Annotated in this window: 13 protein-coding genes; 9 read left to right on the top strand and 4 right to left on the bottom strand. The window is 63.2% G+C overall.

Going from position 1 to position 15,344, the window contains the following annotated elements:
• The first annotated feature begins 1 nt into the window (after window position 1).
• The 6 genes from AC1RRJ_RS01315 to rpmE all read left to right on the top strand — a co-directional run bounded on the left by AC1RRJ_RS01315 (window position 2) and on the right by rpmE (window position 6,583).
• A complete protein-coding gene (locus AC1RRJ_RS01315) occupies window positions 2-1,165 on the top strand; it encodes a 1-deoxy-D-xylulose-5-phosphate reductoisomerase (protein ID WP_493119900.1) in 1,164 nt (387 codons plus the stop codon).
• Entirely contained in the window at window positions 1,158-2,288 is a 1,131-nt protein-coding gene (rseP, locus tag AC1RRJ_RS01320; RefSeq protein ID WP_493119901.1) for an RIP metalloprotease RseP, read from the top strand. Before AC1RRJ_RS01315 ends, rseP begins: the two co-directional genes overlap by 8 nt.
• A gap of 70 nt (window positions 2,289-2,358) precedes the next feature.
• Window positions 2,359-5,022 (top strand): outer membrane protein assembly factor BamA, encoded by a 2,664-nt coding sequence (gene bamA / locus AC1RRJ_RS01325; protein ID WP_493119903.1) that lies wholly within the window; start codon window positions 2,359-2,361, stop codon window positions 5,020-5,022.
• Window positions 5,022-5,705: an OmpH/Skp family outer membrane protein gene (locus tag AC1RRJ_RS01330; RefSeq protein ID WP_493119904.1), complete on the top strand. Its 684-nt coding sequence runs from the start codon at window positions 5,022-5,024 to the stop codon at window positions 5,703-5,705. The genes bamA and AC1RRJ_RS01330 overlap by 1 nt, the downstream gene beginning before the upstream one ends.
• 5 nt (window positions 5,706-5,710) lie before the next feature.
• The gene (fabZ, locus tag AC1RRJ_RS01335; RefSeq protein ID WP_493119905.1) at window positions 5,711-6,190 is read left to right on the top strand and encodes a 3-hydroxyacyl-ACP dehydratase FabZ; all 480 of its coding nucleotides are present in this window, start codon (window positions 5,711-5,713) and stop codon (window positions 6,188-6,190) included.
• A gap of 165 nt (window positions 6,191-6,355) precedes the next feature.
• The gene (rpmE, locus tag AC1RRJ_RS01340; RefSeq protein ID WP_088439403.1) at window positions 6,356-6,583 is read left to right on the top strand and encodes a 50S ribosomal protein L31; all 228 of its coding nucleotides are present in this window, start codon (window positions 6,356-6,358) and stop codon (window positions 6,581-6,583) included.
• A gap of 25 nt (window positions 6,584-6,608) precedes the next feature.
• On the opposite strand, the gene AC1RRJ_RS01345 is transcribed toward rpmE, so the two are convergent.
• A complete protein-coding gene (locus AC1RRJ_RS01345; protein ID WP_493119906.1) occupies window positions 6,609-8,081 on the bottom strand; it encodes a glycerol kinase in 1,473 nt (490 codons plus the stop codon).
• A 357-nt stretch (window positions 8,082-8,438) separates the two neighbouring features.
• Between AC1RRJ_RS01345 and AC1RRJ_RS01350 the strand changes: the two genes are divergently transcribed.
• The 3 genes from AC1RRJ_RS01350 (at window position 8,439) to AC1RRJ_RS01360 (ending at window position 12,725) form a co-directional block, all read left to right on the top strand.
• Window positions 8,439-9,839, top strand: coding sequence for a DEAD/DEAH box helicase (locus tag AC1RRJ_RS01350; protein WP_493119907.1), 1,401 nt, complete (start codon window positions 8,439-8,441; stop codon window positions 9,837-9,839).
• Window positions 9,840-9,953: 114 nt separating this feature from the next.
• Window positions 9,954-11,621, top strand: coding sequence for an MFS transporter (locus AC1RRJ_RS01355; RefSeq protein WP_493119908.1), 1,668 nt, complete (start codon window positions 9,954-9,956; stop codon window positions 11,619-11,621).
• A gap of 108 nt (window positions 11,622-11,729) precedes the next feature.
• Window positions 11,730-12,725: an alpha/beta fold hydrolase gene (locus AC1RRJ_RS01360; RefSeq protein WP_493119909.1), complete on the top strand. Its 996-nt coding sequence runs from the start codon at window positions 11,730-11,732 to the stop codon at window positions 12,723-12,725.
• Here AC1RRJ_RS01360 and AC1RRJ_RS01365 read toward each other — a convergent pair.
• The 3 genes from AC1RRJ_RS01365 to AC1RRJ_RS01375 form a co-directional block, all read right to left on the bottom strand.
• Window positions 12,673-13,431: an alpha/beta fold hydrolase gene (locus AC1RRJ_RS01365; RefSeq protein ID WP_493119910.1), complete on the bottom strand. Its 759-nt coding sequence runs from the start codon at window positions 13,429-13,431 to the stop codon at window positions 12,673-12,675. The genes AC1RRJ_RS01360 and AC1RRJ_RS01365 overlap by 53 nt on opposite strands.
• Window positions 13,432-13,480: 49 nt before the next feature.
• Complete coding sequence (locus tag AC1RRJ_RS01370) at window positions 13,481-13,729, bottom strand: hypothetical protein (protein ID WP_493119911.1); 249 nt, start codon at window positions 13,727-13,729, stop codon at window positions 13,481-13,483.
• Window positions 13,730-13,994: 265 nt separating this feature from the next.
• Window positions 13,995-15,245: an N-succinylarginine dihydrolase gene (locus AC1RRJ_RS01375; RefSeq protein ID WP_493119912.1), complete on the bottom strand. Its 1,251-nt coding sequence runs from the start codon at window positions 15,243-15,245 to the stop codon at window positions 13,995-13,997.
• Window positions 15,246-15,344: the final 99 nt, after the last annotated feature.

A 15,344-nucleotide genomic window follows, 5' to 3' on the forward strand; every position in this document is an offset into this window, starting at 1 on the left:
TATGACGCGCCGCCTTTCGCTGTTCGGTGCCACGGGGTCGGTGGGGCAATCGACCCTCGATCTCGTCCGCCGCGATGGCGAGGGCTGGCAGGTCGCGGTGCTGACCGCGAACAGCGATGTCGCCGAACTGGCCCGGCTCGCGCGCGAATTTCGTCCCGATGTCGCGGTGATCGCCGACGAAACGCATCATGGCGCGCTGCGCGAGGCGCTTGCGGGCACCGGTATCGAAACTGCGGCTGGCGCCGGTGCGCTGGTCGAAGCGGCAGAGCGTCCCACCGATCTCGTCATGGCGGCGATCGTCGGCACCGCCGGCCTCGCGCCGACGATGGCGGCGCTTGCGGCGGGGCACGACGTTGCGCTCGCCAACAAGGAATCTCTGGTATCGGCGGGTGCGCTGATGACGGCGGCCGCGCGCGCGTCAGGATCGGCGATATTGCCCGTCGACAGCGAACATAATGCGATTTTCCAATGCCTCGCGGGTGGAAAGATCGACCAGGTGCGGCGGATCATCCTGACCGCGAGCGGGGGGCCGTTCCGCACGATGAGCGCCGCCGACATGGCGCGCGTGACCCCGGCGCAGGCGGTCGCGCATCCGAACTGGTCGATGGGTGCGAAAATCAGCGTCGATTCGGCGACGATGATGAACAAGGGGCTCGAACTCATCGAGGCGCATCACCTGTTTCCGGTCGGGCTCGACCGCATTGAAATCCTCGTGCATCCGCAATCGGTGATCCACAGTCTGGTCGAATATATCGACTGCTCGACACTGGCCCAACTCGGTTCGCCCGATATGCGCATCCCGATCGCTTCGGCGCTTGCCTGGCCGCAGCGGATGGCGACGCCCTGCGCGCCGCTCGACCTCACGACAATCGCGCGGCTCGATTTCGAGGCACCCGACGAGGTGCGTTTTCCGGCAACCGCGCTGTGCCGCGCCGCGATCGCCGAGGGCGGCGCACGTCCTGCGCAGCTCAACGCAGCCAATGAGATCGCGGTCGCCGCTTTTCTCGCTGGCCGCATTTCTTTTCCGGCGATCGTCGATACGGTACGCCGGGTGATCGATGCCGATGCGCCTGCCGTGCCGACATCGCTTCACGACATATTCAGCGTTGATGCCGCATCCCGCGCGGCTGCGCAGCATTTTGTGGATCAGTTTGAACATGTCTAACGTCCCATTCTGGCTCTATTTCGTCGCATTTCTGGCGGTCCTCGGTCCGCTCGTCTTCGTTCATGAATATGGTCATTATATCGTCGGGCGCTGGTGCGGGGTGAAGGCGGACGCCTTTTCGATCGGTTTCGGGCGCAAGATTTTCGGCTGGACCGACAAGCGCGGTACCGAATGGCGGATCTGCTGGTTGCCGCTCGGCGGCTATGTCCAGTTTGCGGGCGATCGCGACGCCGCCAGCCGACCTGATGCCGAATGGCAAGGGCTGCCCGACGCTGAACGTTCGCACAGCTTTCCTGCCCAACCGGTGTGGAAGCGCGCGCTTATCGTCGCGGCGGGTCCGGTGACCAACTTCCTGTTCGCGATCGCAATCTTTGCGGCCTTCTACATGGCCTATGGCGTGCCGCAGACGCCGCCGGTGATCGCCGGGGTTGAGTCGAAAAGTGCAGCAGATCAGGCTGGTTTGCGCGTCGGCGATCGCATCGCGGCTATCGACGGCAAGGTGATGGAGAGCTTCGACGACATCCGGCTCGCGGTGGCCCTCGACCTTGGCACGCCCACAGACTTGCGCATCGAACGCGGCAGCGAGCGGTTGAATGTCACGTTGCGGCCGCGGATCATTTCGGAAACCGACCAGTTTGGGAACAAGACCGAGCGTGCGATCATCGGCATCCTGCCGGTCGCTCCGGTGCCGACGTCTGTCGGCCCGGTCGCTGCCGTGCAGGCGGGCGCAGAGCGGACCTGGGACCTCGCGCGGCTGACCGGGCATGTCCTGAGCCAGTTTCTGACCGGCCAGCGATCGATAAAGGAAATGGGCGGTCCGTTGCGGATCGCGAAACAGTCGGGTGAAGTGGCAACCATGGGGGTGCTGGCGCTGATCTCCTTCGCCGCCTTCATCTCCATCAATCTGGGGTTCATAAACCTGTTGCCATTGCCGATGCTGGATGGTGGCCATTTGCTCTTTTACGGCTATGAAGCGGTGCGGCGGCGCCCGGCACCGCCGCAGGCTCAGGAATGGGCCTTTCGTTTTGGCTTTGCGGCGATCGTCACGCTTATGCTGGTCGTGACTTTCAACGATTTGGGCTCAATCGGGGTCTGGGACGGGATCGCCCGCTTGATTGGCTAGCGAGTCTGGGGCAGGGAGAGCGCGCACTTGGCCGGAGCGGGGCCTTGCGCAGGGATTTTGTTTTTTCGGGATGAACAGCGTGGCATCACACAAATATTCGGCGCGGACGCAGCTGTCGGCAGTTCTTATGGCGGGAACGATGCTGGCATGGCCCGCCGCACCGCTGTTCGCACAGCAGGTCGCACCGCCGACCGTCCCTGCCCCGACAACGGAAGTGGCTCCGTCGGCAACGACGGTTCAGTCGATCACGGTGACCGGTAACCAGCGGCTCGAGGCGCAGACGATCCTGTCGTACCTGCGCCTGCGCGTGGGCCAGCCCTATGATCGCTCGGTTCTCGACCAGGCGCTGAAGGATCTGGCGGCGACCGAGTTGTTCAAGGACTATCAGATCAGTGACGACAAGGGCGCGCTGACGATCCAGGTGGTCGAAAACCCCGTGATCAACCGCGTGATCCTTGAAGGCAACAAGCGCCTCAAGGAAGAAAAGATCCGGCCGGAGATCAAGCTCTCGCCGCGCCAGATCTTCACCCGGTCGAAGGTTCGCGCTGACGTGGCGCGTATCATCGAGCTTTACAAGCGTCAGGGCCGCTTTGCCGCTACCGTTGAGCCGAAGATGGTTTCGCTCGACCAGAATCGCGTCGACGTCGTGTTCGAAATCAACGAAGGTCCGAAGTCCAAAGTCCGTCAGATCAGCATCATCGGGAACGAGAAGTTCAGCGATGGCGAGCTGAAGGGCGAGATGGCGACGAAGCAGTCGAGCCTGATGACGATCCTGTCTTCCAACACCAGCTATGACCCCGATCGCCTTGCCTATGACCAGCAAAAGCTGCGCCTTTTCTACCTGAAGAACGGCTATGCGGATTTCCGCGTCATTTCGGCGGTGGCGGAACTGACAAGCAACAAGCAGGACTTCATCATCACCTACGTCGTCGAAGAAGGCGAACGTTATAAGTTCGGCGACGTCAATGTAGAGAGCGAGCTTCGCGATTTCCGCCCGGAAACGCTGAAGGCGATGCTGCCGATGAAGAAGGACGACTGGTATGATGCCAAGCTGGTCGAGGATACCGTCGAAAGCCTGAGCGAAACTGCCGGCCTGTTCGGCTATGCCTTTGCCGACATCAACCCCGAATTCCGTCGCGATCCCGAAACCCGGACGATGGCGATCACCTTCAACGTCGCCGAAAGCCCGCGCACCTATGTCGAGCGGATCGACGTGAACGGCAACACGCTGACCCACGACAAGGTCGTGCGCCGCGAATTCCGTCTGAACGAAGGCGATGCCTTCAACAGCTTCGGCATCAAGCGCACCGAAAATCGTCTGAACAGCCTGGGGTATTTCCAGGAAAATCTTGCGATCGAGCGCAAAGAGGGCAGTACCCCCGACCGCATCGTCCTCGAAACCAATGTCGAGGAAAAACCGACCGGCGAATTGTCGCTGTCGGCGGGCTTCTCGTCGATCGAGAATTTTCTGCTCCAGGGTTCGATCCGTCAGCGCAACTTCCGCGGGCTTGGCCAGCAACTGCAGGCGTCGGTCAATTATTCGAGCTATTCGAAGTCGATCGAACTCGGCTTTACCGAACCCTATTTGTTCGATCGCAACATCTCGGTCGGCGGCAGCGTTTATCGCCGCGATTTGAACTCGTTCAACTTCATCAACAATGATCGCCGCACGACCTTCCAGCAGGTCACGACGGGCTTCCAGCTCAACGCCGGCGTTCCGCTGACCGAATTCATGTCCTTTTTCGGTCGCTACAGCCTGAACTTCGACGATGTGTCGCTCGACAAGTCGCTTTATTATTTCGGCGACAAGTGCGATCCGCTGATCGCCGGCCGCTATTTGTGCGATGCGATCGGCAAGCGCACGACCTCGCTCGTTGGCTTCACGCTGGCTTATGATGATCGTGACAACCGTGTGCGTCCGACGCGTGGCCAGTCGCTGTCGCTCAGTCAGGATTTCGCAGGCCTCGGCGGCAGCGTGAAATATGTCCGCACCCGTTTGTCGGGCAGCAAGCATTTCAACCTCGGTAGCCGCTTCATCCTCAATGTCTCGGCCGAGGGTGGTTATATATATCCGTTCGGCAACGCGCCCAGCCCGGGCAGTGACAAGGTTCGCCTGACCGACCGCTTCTTCCTTGGCGAACCGCAGATGCGCGGCTTCGACATTCGCGGTGTCGGTCCGCGCGTCATCCGCTATTCGGTCAATGCTCTCAATCCCGCCAACCCCATCGTTATTACGGACGACAAGAACCGCGGACAGATCGACGATGCGCTCGGCGGCCGTGCCTATTATCAGGGCCGGATCGAGATGGACATTCCGCTCGGCACCGGCGCGAAGGAACTGGGGCTGCGCCCGTCGATATTCCTCGACATCGGTTCGGTGTTCAGCGTCCGCAAGCCGGAGTTGACGACGCTGGCAAACTTCATGGACATGTCGGACGGCGGTAAGGTTAAATCGCTGTGCCGCAAGGCTGCCACGGGTGAGAAGACTTTCGCGACGCTGACGACTGGCAGCACAGCCTATTCGACATGTGACCTCGCCAATGGCTTCACGGAACTCTCGCCGTTCGAAGAGCGCTTCTTCGGCGACAGCTGGATGCCCCGCGTCGCCATCGGCGCCGGGGTCAACTGGAACTCTCCCTTCGGCCCATTCCGGATCGATTTCGCATATGCCCTTCGCAAAGAAGAGGGTGATGACGTCAAACGCTTCTCATTCAACGTAGGAACCCAATTCTGATGAAGAAAATTCTTGCCGCTTCGGCGCTCGCCGTCGCCACCCTGTCGGTTTCGCCGATCCTGTCGGCTCCTGCCATCGCGCAGGCGAAAGCCGTCGCAGTCGCCGACGTCCGCATGGCGGCCGCGCGCTCCAACGCCTTCACCGTCGCTTCGCAGCAGATCGAAACCACCTATAAGGCGCAGATCGATCAGCAGCAGTCGCGCGGCCAGACGCTGCAAGCCGAAATCAACGTGCTGATTGCGAAATTTAACGAAGAATCGAAAAAGACTCCGCAGAATCAGACTACGCTGCAGGCAGCCGCCAAGGCGGTGCAGGACAAGCGTCAGTCTGCCCAGACCGAACTTGGCCGCATTGGTGCGCCCGTCGAGCTCGCTGTCGCCTATGTCGAAGACCAGATCAGCGTTCGTATGAACGAAGCGATCAAGTCGGCGATGACTGCCAAGAAGGTCGATCTGCTGATTAATCCTGAAGCGGTGCTGGCGCGCGAAAACAACGTCGACATCACCGATGCGGTGATCGCCGAGCTCAACAAGATCCTGCCCAACGTCTCGATCGCGGTGCCTGCCGGTTATCAGCCGGGCCAGCTGGTCCAGCAGCGCAACCAGCAGTTGATGGACGCCGCCCGTGCGTCGCAGCCGGCCGCAGCTGCAGCACCCGCCGGCACCCCGCCGACGACGCGCTAAGAGCCATGGCCGACGGGGAAAATGCAGCGGGGGCCTTGGGTCCGGTGGATACGCGCCGGATCCTGAGCCTGCTTCCGCATCGTTATCCGATGCTGCTCGTTGACCGGGTGGTTTCGATGGTGAAGGACACCTCGATCCACGCGGTCAAGGCGGTGACGATCAACGAGCCCTTTTTTCAGGGGCATTTCCCCGGCCGGCCGATCATGCCAGGGGTCCTCATTGTCGAGGCGCTGGCGCAGGCTGGCGGTGTGCTTGCGATCGAATCGCTGGGCCTCGCCGGGACTGGCAAGCTCGTCTATTTTATGAGCATCGACGGGATCAAGTTCCGCAAGCCCGTCGAACCGGGGTGCCTGCTCGACCTCCACGTCACCATCCTTCAGACGAAGCGGAACATCTGCAAGTTCGAGGGTCGGGCGATGTTGGACGGCCAGCTGGCTACCGAATGCCAGTTCACCGCGATGATCGCCGATCCGCCGACGGATTGAGCGAAAGCTCTTGAGCTTCGTCACTCCGGACTTGATCCGGGGGCTATGGCTTGGGGGAGAGATGTTGCATTTTCTCCCATTGGCTACTAAAGGCCGCGACTTCGCGTCCCCGGACGCACCGACTCAACGCGGCTGGTCGGTAACCAGCGGCACAGGAGCCCAGATATGAAACAAGACATTCACCCCGCTTATCACATGATCACGGTCAAGATGACCGATGGCACCGAATATCAGACGCGCTCGACTTGGGGCAAAGAGGGCGACACGATGACGCTCGAAATCGACCCGACGGCGCACCCGGCATGGACCGGCGGTAACGGCCGCATGCTCGACGCAGCGGGCCAGGTTGCCAAGTTCAACAAGCGTTTCGGTGGTCTCACCCTCAAGCGCTAAGCGCTTGTTCCCGTGAAAGCGGGGATCAGCCCAATACTTTCGCAAGCGCGCTTTGCCACCCGGCAAGGCGCGTTTTGCGTTTGGGGGCACTCAGCGCCGGTGTGAAGCGCGTAGCGCGACCGCGCATCGCCTTGGCCGCACTCGCGAGATCGGGATAAAGGCCCGCGCCGGTCGCGGCGAGCATCGCTGCGCCGAGCGCCGTGCTTTCGACGAACTCGGGGCGCTCGACGGTCAGGTTCAGCATGTCGGCCAGATCCTGCGCCATCCAGTCGTTTGCCGCCATGCCGCCGTCGATCCGCAGATCGGCCCAATCGACCCCATCGGCGGCGAACGCCGATTTCAGGTCGTGCGCCTGATAGGCTTGCGCCTCGAGTGCGGCGCGCGCGACATGCGCCTTGCCGCTTGCAAAGCTGAGGCCGGAGATTGCGGCAAGCGCATCGGGCCGCCAGTGCGGCGCGCCGAGCCCCGTGAGGGCGGGGACCAGATAGACCCCGCCATTGTCGGCGACCGAGCGCGCGAGCCCTTCGCTCTCGCCCGCATTGGCGAGCAGGCCGAGCCCGTCGCGCAGCCATTTGATCAGGCTCCCCGCGACGAACACCGATCCTTCGAGGGCATAGCTGCGCGTGTGGCCTTCCTGCACCAGGACAGTCGCGAGCAGGCGGTTCGCGGAATGCGGCCGCACCGTGCCGCTCGCCGACAGGATGAACGCGCCGGTCCCGAAGGTCGCCTTGGTCTGCCCCGGCGAGAGGCACGCCTGTCCGATTGTCGCCGCCTGCTGGTCTCCCGCCATGCCGCAAATCGGGATCGCGCCGCCGAACAGCGCCGGGTCGGCGGTGCCGACCTGTTCGGTACAGCCGACAATCTCCGGTAACAGCGGCATCGGCACGCCGAGCAGGTCGCAGAGTTCAGCATCCCAGCCGCCTGAACCGTTGATGTCCATCAACTGCGTGCGCGATGCATTGGTCGCATCGCTGACATGCGCGCCGCCGGTCAGGCGAAAGACGATGTAGGATTCGATCGTCCCGACTACGAGCCGGTCGCCCGCCTCTTTCAATTGCGGCCAGTTTTTCAGCGCCCAGCCGATCTTGCTCCCCGAAAAATAGGGATCGAGCAGCAGCCCGCTTTTTTCCTGCACTATCGCCTCATGCCCCGCATCCTTCAGCGCGGCGCAGTCGGGGGCGGTGCGGCGGTCCTGCCACACGATCGCGCGCGCCAGCGGCTCGCCGCTGATGCGGTCCCAGAACACGACCGTTTCGCGCTGGTTGGTGATGCCGATCGCGGCGATTTCGTCGGCGCCGCCCGCCTTGTCGATCATCGCGCGGGTACAGGCGAGGGTGGCGGTCCAGATCTCTGCCGCGTCATGTTCAACGAGGCCAGCGGCGGGGTAATATTGCCTGAACTCGCGCTGCGCGCTGCCGAGCGGAGTGCCATCGGCGGAAAAGAGCATCGTGCGGGTCGAGGTGGTGCCTTCGTCGATGACGATGATTTTCCTGCTCATGCCCCGTCCTCTTTTCCAGTTTGTGTCGAGCTTGTCGAAGCACTGTTCTTTCTTGCGACGTTGATGAAGAAAATACGGCCCTTCGACAAGCTCAGGGCGAACGGGAACAGAGTGACACGCAATTATCTTGCAAAACCACGCAACCCGTGCCATATATGGTGCAGCGCAGCATGGCGGACCGATCCGCCGCAACCACCGGCAGCGTGATTTTCCCGACCGACTTCAGGCGCGGGCGAGCCGGAAATGCGCTTTGTCCCCAGAGGCACCCTTTCACGCGGGTCGTTTCGAACCCGCGGCCGTGCGCCGTCCGTTCGATGCGAACGGATGCGCCTGCGCGTCGCCCTATGTGAGTATTTTATGACGACTTTTAACGACTTTGGCCTGCACGCCGACATTAATCGCGCGCTTGCCGCCAAGGATTATACCACCCCGACGCCGATCCAGATGCAGGCGATCCCCGAACTGATGAAGGGCCGCGATCTGTGCGGCATCGCGCAGACCGGAACCGGCAAGACCGCGGCCTTCTCGCTGCCCTCGATCCATCACCTTCTCACCTATCCGCATGCGCGCCCGCCGCGCGGTTGCCGCATGCTGGTGCTGTCGCCGACGCGCGAACTCGCGGCGCAGATTGCGCAGAGCTGCCGTGACTATGGCCGCTTCACCAAGCTGACCGTTTCGACTGTGTTCGGCGGCGTACCGATCAACAAGCAGATCCGCGACCTGTCGGGCGGCGTCGATATCCTCGTCGCGACCCCGGGCCGTCTGCTCGACCTCATTGACCAGCGCGCGCTGCGTCTCGACGATGTCGAAATCTTCGTCCTCGATGAAGCTGACCAGATGATGGACATGGGCTTCATCCACTCGCTGCGCCGCGTCGCCAAGCTGCTGCCGTCGCGCCGCCAGAATTTGTTCTTCTCGGCGACGATGCCCAAGGAAATTGCGGGCCTGGCCGACCAGTTCCTGAACGATCCCGTCACCGTGTCGGTCACGCCGCAGGCGACGACCGTTGAAAAGATCCGCCAATATTCGACCTTCGTCGAACAGAAGGAAAAGCAGGCGCTGCTCCATTCGGTCGTCGCCAGCGAGGACATTGACCGCGCGCTGATCTTCACCCGCACCAAGCATGGCGCCGACCGCGTCGTGCGTCACCTCGCGGGCGCCGGGATCAAGGCGATGGCGATCCATGGCAACAAGAGCCAGTCGCAGCGCACCAATGCGTTGCAGCAGTTCCGCGCGGGCGAGATCAAGCTGCTCGTCGCGACCGACATTGCCGCGCGCGGCATCGATGTGTCGGGCGTCAGCCATGTCATCAACTTCGAGATCCCGAACGTGCCCGAACAATATGTTCACCGCATCGGCCGTACCGCGCGTGCGGGTGCAGAGGGTATGGCGATCAGCTTCATCGCGCCCGATGAGCGTCCCTATATGAAGGATATCGAGCGCGTCACCCGGTCCAAGGCCGAACCGCGGCCGTTGCCCGAGAATTTCAACGAGCTGGTGCGCAATCTGCCCAAGCCCGTTGCGGGTCCCAAGGACACCGGCAGCCAGGGGCGCGATCCGAACCGCCAGCGTCAGGATGCGAATCGTGGACGCAACGGCGGCAAGCCGAACGGCGACCGTGGTCCGCGCCGTGAAGGTGCTGGCGCCGCCGGTGCGGCTGGTGAGGGCGCAGAAGGTCAGCGCAAGCGCTTCTTCCGCCCGCGCAACAAGAGCGTCGGCGCGCATAAGGGCGCGGTGACCCGCGTCGGCGGACGCTAAGCACCTGCCTTTCTTTCCGTTCGTGCTGAGCTTGTCGAAGCACCGTTCTTTCCTCTAGCATCACGCTAGAAGAAGAACGGCCCTTCGACGGGCTCAGGGCGAACGGGGAAGAGGATGAGCGAACATATCGCGGTGGCAACCATCGAAAGCCGCCAGAGCGAGCGCAAGGTGATCCTCGCGTCATCGCTCGGCACGGTTTTCGAATGGTATGATTTCTACCTCTACGGCCTGCTCGCGACGATTATCTCGGCGCAATTTTTCTCGGGCGTCAACGAAACCACCGGCTTCATCTTCGCGCTTGCGGCCTTTGCCGCGGGCTTTGCCGTCAGGCCGTTCGGCGCGCTCGTGTTCGGGCGCATCGGCGATCTGGTCGGGCGCAAGAATACTTTTCTCGTCACCATGGGCCTGATGGGCGCCTCGACCTTCCTCGTCGGGGTGTTGCCTAGCTATGGCACGATCGGCGTCGCGGCGCCGGTGCTGCTCGTCGTGCTGCGCCTGCTTCAGGGGCTCGCGCTCGGCGGCGAATATGGCGGCGCCGCCACCTATGTTGCCGAACATGCGCCCGAGGGGAAACGCGGCCTCTTCACCAGCTTCATTCAGACGACCGCGACGCTCGGGCTGTTCGCGGCGTTGCTCGTCGTCATCGCCACCCGCTATCTGATCGGCGAGGATGCGTTCGCGAGTTGGGGCTGGCGCGTGCCGTTCCTGATCTCGGTGATTCTGCTCGGCGTCTCGCTGTGGATACGCCTTCAGCTTGAGGAAAGCCCGGTTTTTCAGAAGATGAAGGATGAAGGCACGACGTCGAAGGCGCCGCTGACCGAGGCTTTTGGCCGCTGGGCCAACCTCAAGCTGGTTCTGATTGTGCTGATGGGCGCGGTCGCGGGGCAGGCGGTGGTCTGGTACACCGGGCAATTCTACGCGCTCTTCTTCCTTGAAAAGACGCTGAAGGTTGATGGCGCGACCGCCAATATATTGATTGCCATTGCGCTCGCGCTCGGCACGCCTTTCTTTATCTTCTTTGGCTGGCTTAGCGACCGGATCGGGCGCAAGCCGATCATCCTTGCTGGCTGCGCGCTCGCGGCGCTGACCTATTTCCCCGCCTTCCACATGCTCACCGCTGCCGCCAATCCCGCAATGGCGAAAGCGCAGGACAGCGCGGCGGTGATCGTCACTGCGAACCCCGGCGCCTGTGCCTTCCAGTTTGACCCCGTGGGCAAGAACAAGTTCGAGGGTACGGGCTGTGACATCGCCAAGGCCGCGCTGGCCAAGGCGGGGGTCAGCTATACCAATGTCACGCGTGGCACCGTCACCATCCTGCCGGCAGAGGTCCGCATCGGCGACCGTGTGCTGACCGCGCCCGAACCCTGGCGAATTGCCGAGAATGAGCGGGCCAGCGCGGCTGAGGCGTTTCGCAAGGACCTCGCCGCAGCGACCGCAGCGGCGGGCTATCCGGCAAAGGCCGACCCGGCCGCGATCAACAAGCCGCTCGTCGTCGCGATCCTCTTCTACCTCGTCCTGCTCGTCACGATGGTCTACGGCCCGATCGCAGCGTTGCTGGTCGAGCTTTTCCCCAGCCGCATCCGCTATTCGGCGATGTCGCTGCCCTATCATATCGGCAACGGCTGGTTTGGCGGTTTCCTGCCGACGACAGCCTTTGCGATGGTCGCCGCGACGGGCAATATTTATTATGGGCTTTGGTATCCTGTGGTTGTCGCGGTGATCACGCTTGTTGTTGGCTTGCTGTTTTTGCCCGAAACTTTTCGTCGCAGGATCGATGAATAGTTTTCCCGCGCATTGACGGCGCGCCCCCAAGCGCTAGGGTCGCGCCGGCTCTGAGGGGGCGTGATGTTCGACGACGATGAATTTGAACCGCAACCGCCAAGGCGGTCCTTGATCCGTCGCAAACGGGTGATGATCCCGCTCGGCCTGATCGTTGCGATCCTCACCATCTTCCTGCTCCTGCGCACGTCGGATACCGATCGCGACGAGATGATCGCCAAATATGGCGGGCCGAAAGCGACCTTCGTCGATGGCCCGGCGGGGCAGCGCATCCATTATCGCGATCAGGGCAAGCCGGATGGTCCGGCGATCGTCCTGCTCCACGGATCGAACGCCAGCCTCCACACCTGGGAACCGCTCGTGAAGCGGCTCGGTGATCGCTATCGCATCGTCACGCTTGATCTGCCCGGTCATGGGCTGACCGGCGGTACCCCTGACAAGGATTATAGCGCCGACGGCATGATCGCCGCGATCGATGTCGTCGCGGCGAAGGTCGGGCTCGAACATTTTATCCTCGGCGGCAATTCGATGGGTGGCTGGGTCGCGTGGCGCTATGCGCTGGCGGAGCCCGCGCGGGTCGATGCGCTGCTGCTGCTCGACGCCGCCGGCATGCCGCTGCGCAAGGGCGAGAAGCGGCCCGAATCGAACATCGGCTTTCGCGTCCTCGAATATCCGTTCGGCCGCTGGCTCGCGACGCAGATCACCCCGCGTATGCTGGTCGAACAATCGGTGCGCGGGACGGTGGCCAAACAGGGGATCGTCGATGAGCCGATGATCGATCGTTATTGGGAGCTGCTGCGCTTCCCCGGCAACCGCGAGGCGACAGTGCTGCGGGCGCGGATGGACCGCGAACCCGCGATGGCGGACCAGATCGGAGCGATCACAGCGCCGACGCTGATCCTGTTCGGCAAAGAGGATCGGCTGATCAACGCAACCGCGGCGCAGACTTTCCATGAACGTATTGCCGGGTCGGAGGTCGTGCTGCTCGACGGGATCGGCCATCTGCCGATGGAGGAGGCGCCCGACGCGACGGCGGCTGCGATCACTGACTTCCTTACGCGGCGGCTTGCCGCTCCGCTGCCGCCGGCTGGTCCAGAAACGCGCTGATCCGTACCGAAATATCGGCGGCATGGGTGAAGGGGAAGAGGTGCGATCCGGGCACCACCTCCAGCACCGATCCATCGATCAGATCGGCGATCATCTGTCCATGGCTGGCGGGTACGACACCGTCATTCCGGCCCATCAGGATCAGCACCGGCATCGTTTTCAGCTGCGGCAGCATTGCGGCGCTCGTCCATCCCGCCATTGCCATGCTCTGCCAGGCGAGGCCGAGCGGGGTCGCGGTCGGCAGCTTCAGCCCGCTCGCCAGCATATCCGCGTCGAGTAACGCCGCCCAGCCGATTCCCGGCGCGCTGACCGCGGGCGTCGTCGCCATGAGGATGAGGTGGCGGATACGCTCCGGAAACTGCACCGCAATCTGTTGCGCCAGCGCACCGCCCCAGCTGAAACCGGCGAGGTCGACCTGTGCGTGGCCCAGACGGTCGGCAATCTCCATCACCACCGATGCCATCGCCGGCGCGGTATAGGGGAGCAGCGTATCGGGCGAACCGCCGACGCCGGGCATGTCGAGTGTCAAGACCTCCCGCCCGTCGATCCGCGCGAGCAAAGGGGCGGCGGCGGCGATGTCGGCGCCGATGCCGTTGAGGAACAGCAGAGGCACACCGCCCGCACCCTCACGCCAGCGCGCAACGCGCAGCGTCAGGCCATAGGCATGTTCGGTGCTGAGAGCGGGATTGCCGCCGATCCGTGTCATGCTGCCACCCTTGGCAGGTTTCGGTGACGGGCGAAAGTCCGGGCGGATCCTAGGCTTGTTGCTCGGCGGCCTTGGCCGCGGCCTCCGCCTGCTCATAGCGCAAGCAATCGAAAATTTTTGCCCCCGCCAGAAAGACCGATCCGCTGCACGCGGCGAGCAACAGCTGGCCGCCGATGCCGGGATATTGATCGAGATAGGCGATACCGCGCGCCATCGCCCCGGCCCCCAGCGCATAAATGATCAGGCACGCTTCGAAGCGCGTCTTGATGATGAACAGCCGTCCGATTTTTTTCAGCATCGCCATCATCCCAGCAAGAGCTGTGCCAGTGGCGCAAATCGGGGATTTTACGCGCCGGGCTTATGGTAAACTGTAAGTTAATCCGACAGGTGAGGGAAGGGAGGACGTCTGGGGGACACGGTCTCTGACCCCCGACATCCCGGACCCTTCGACAGGCTCAGGACAGGCTTGGTCCGGGATCCAGGGTAACGGAAGCCTTCTGGGTGCCGGATCAAGCCCGGGGTGACGAGGAGTGATAGGTCGCCTTTCGGTCGTCAGCGGAAATTCAGATGAGCTCGCTCAACCCCAATGCCTCCAGCAACGCCGTACGCGCGCGTTGCACATCGGCCAGCAGCGCCGCAGAGGCGAGGTCGCCGGGGGTGATTGCTTCGGGCCAATGTGCGACCACCACTTCGGCGATCCGGTCGAGCGTGGCATCGTCCGCCATAAAGCGCGGGTCGACGGTGGCGGGGTCGGCAACGACGCGCAGCCGCAGGCACGCCGGGCCGCCGCCGTTCGCCATCGACTGGCGGACATTGACGGGGAGCAGGCGGCGGATCGGGCCGTTGCCGGCGACATGTGCCTCCAGCCATTGCCACACCGACGGTGTTTCGCAAGCCTCCGACGGCAGCACCAGACCCATGCCGCCGCCATCGGGCAGGCTCACGAGCTGGGCATTGAACAGATAGGATTTGATCGCGTCGGGCAGGCTGACCGCGCTCGCGGGCACTTCGACAATCTCGACCTCGGGGAACGCCGCGCGGATTTGGGTGTGCGCGCCCGCGCGATCCTCGAACGCGGTTTCGTGGGTGAACAGCACATGTTCGTTCGCGACTGCGACGACATCATTGTGGAAAGCGCCGCCCTGGATTGCGGTGTCCGACTGGCGGATGAAGAGTGTGCGGGTCGGATCGAGCCGGTGGTGGCGTGCGATCGCCTTCGACGCGTCGAGATGCTGGCGCGCCGGGAAGCGGCCGCCGCCGACGCCATAGACGAAAATCTCGACACCCGGGCCGTCATGTCCGCTGCACAACCGCATATGGTTCGCAGCGCCCTCGTCGCCGAAGGGCGCAGGGACTGGTGCATGGACAGCAAAGGCTGGGTCGGCAAAAGCGATGCGAAGCTGCGCCAGCGTGCCCGGCCATTCGTGGCTGCGGTGGGGCATGGTGACGAGGTTGGCAATGGTCAGATGGCATTTGCCGTCGGCGCTGTCGGGGGCTGGGGAGACGGTCGCCGCATTGGCCGCCCACATCGATGACGCCGACCAGGCCTGCGCGCGCAAATGCGGCTCGGCAGTTTTGGGCGTTGTTGCCAGCGTTGCGAGCCATCGCGCATCGGGACGATCGAGCGGCATGAAGAAGCCCTGAGGCAGTCCGAGCGCGAGATTGTGGCGCATCTTGTCGATGCCCTGCAACGCTGCGGCGCGCGGCTGCGAAGCGTCGCCTGCGTGGGTGGCCGAGGCGATATTGCCCTGGCTCAGCCCGGCATAATTATGTGTCGGGCCGATAATGCCGTCGAAGTTGATTTCGGTGAGCATGGCTTTGAAAACCTCCTCGAGCGCCAGTTTGTCAAATCGTTCCCCGCCGAAAGCCGGGGCCCGGTTCTACGGTCAAGTCACCGCCAAGCCTTCGAACCC

Source organism: Sphingopyxis sp. GW821-FHT12C06 (genome assembly GCF_058807415.1).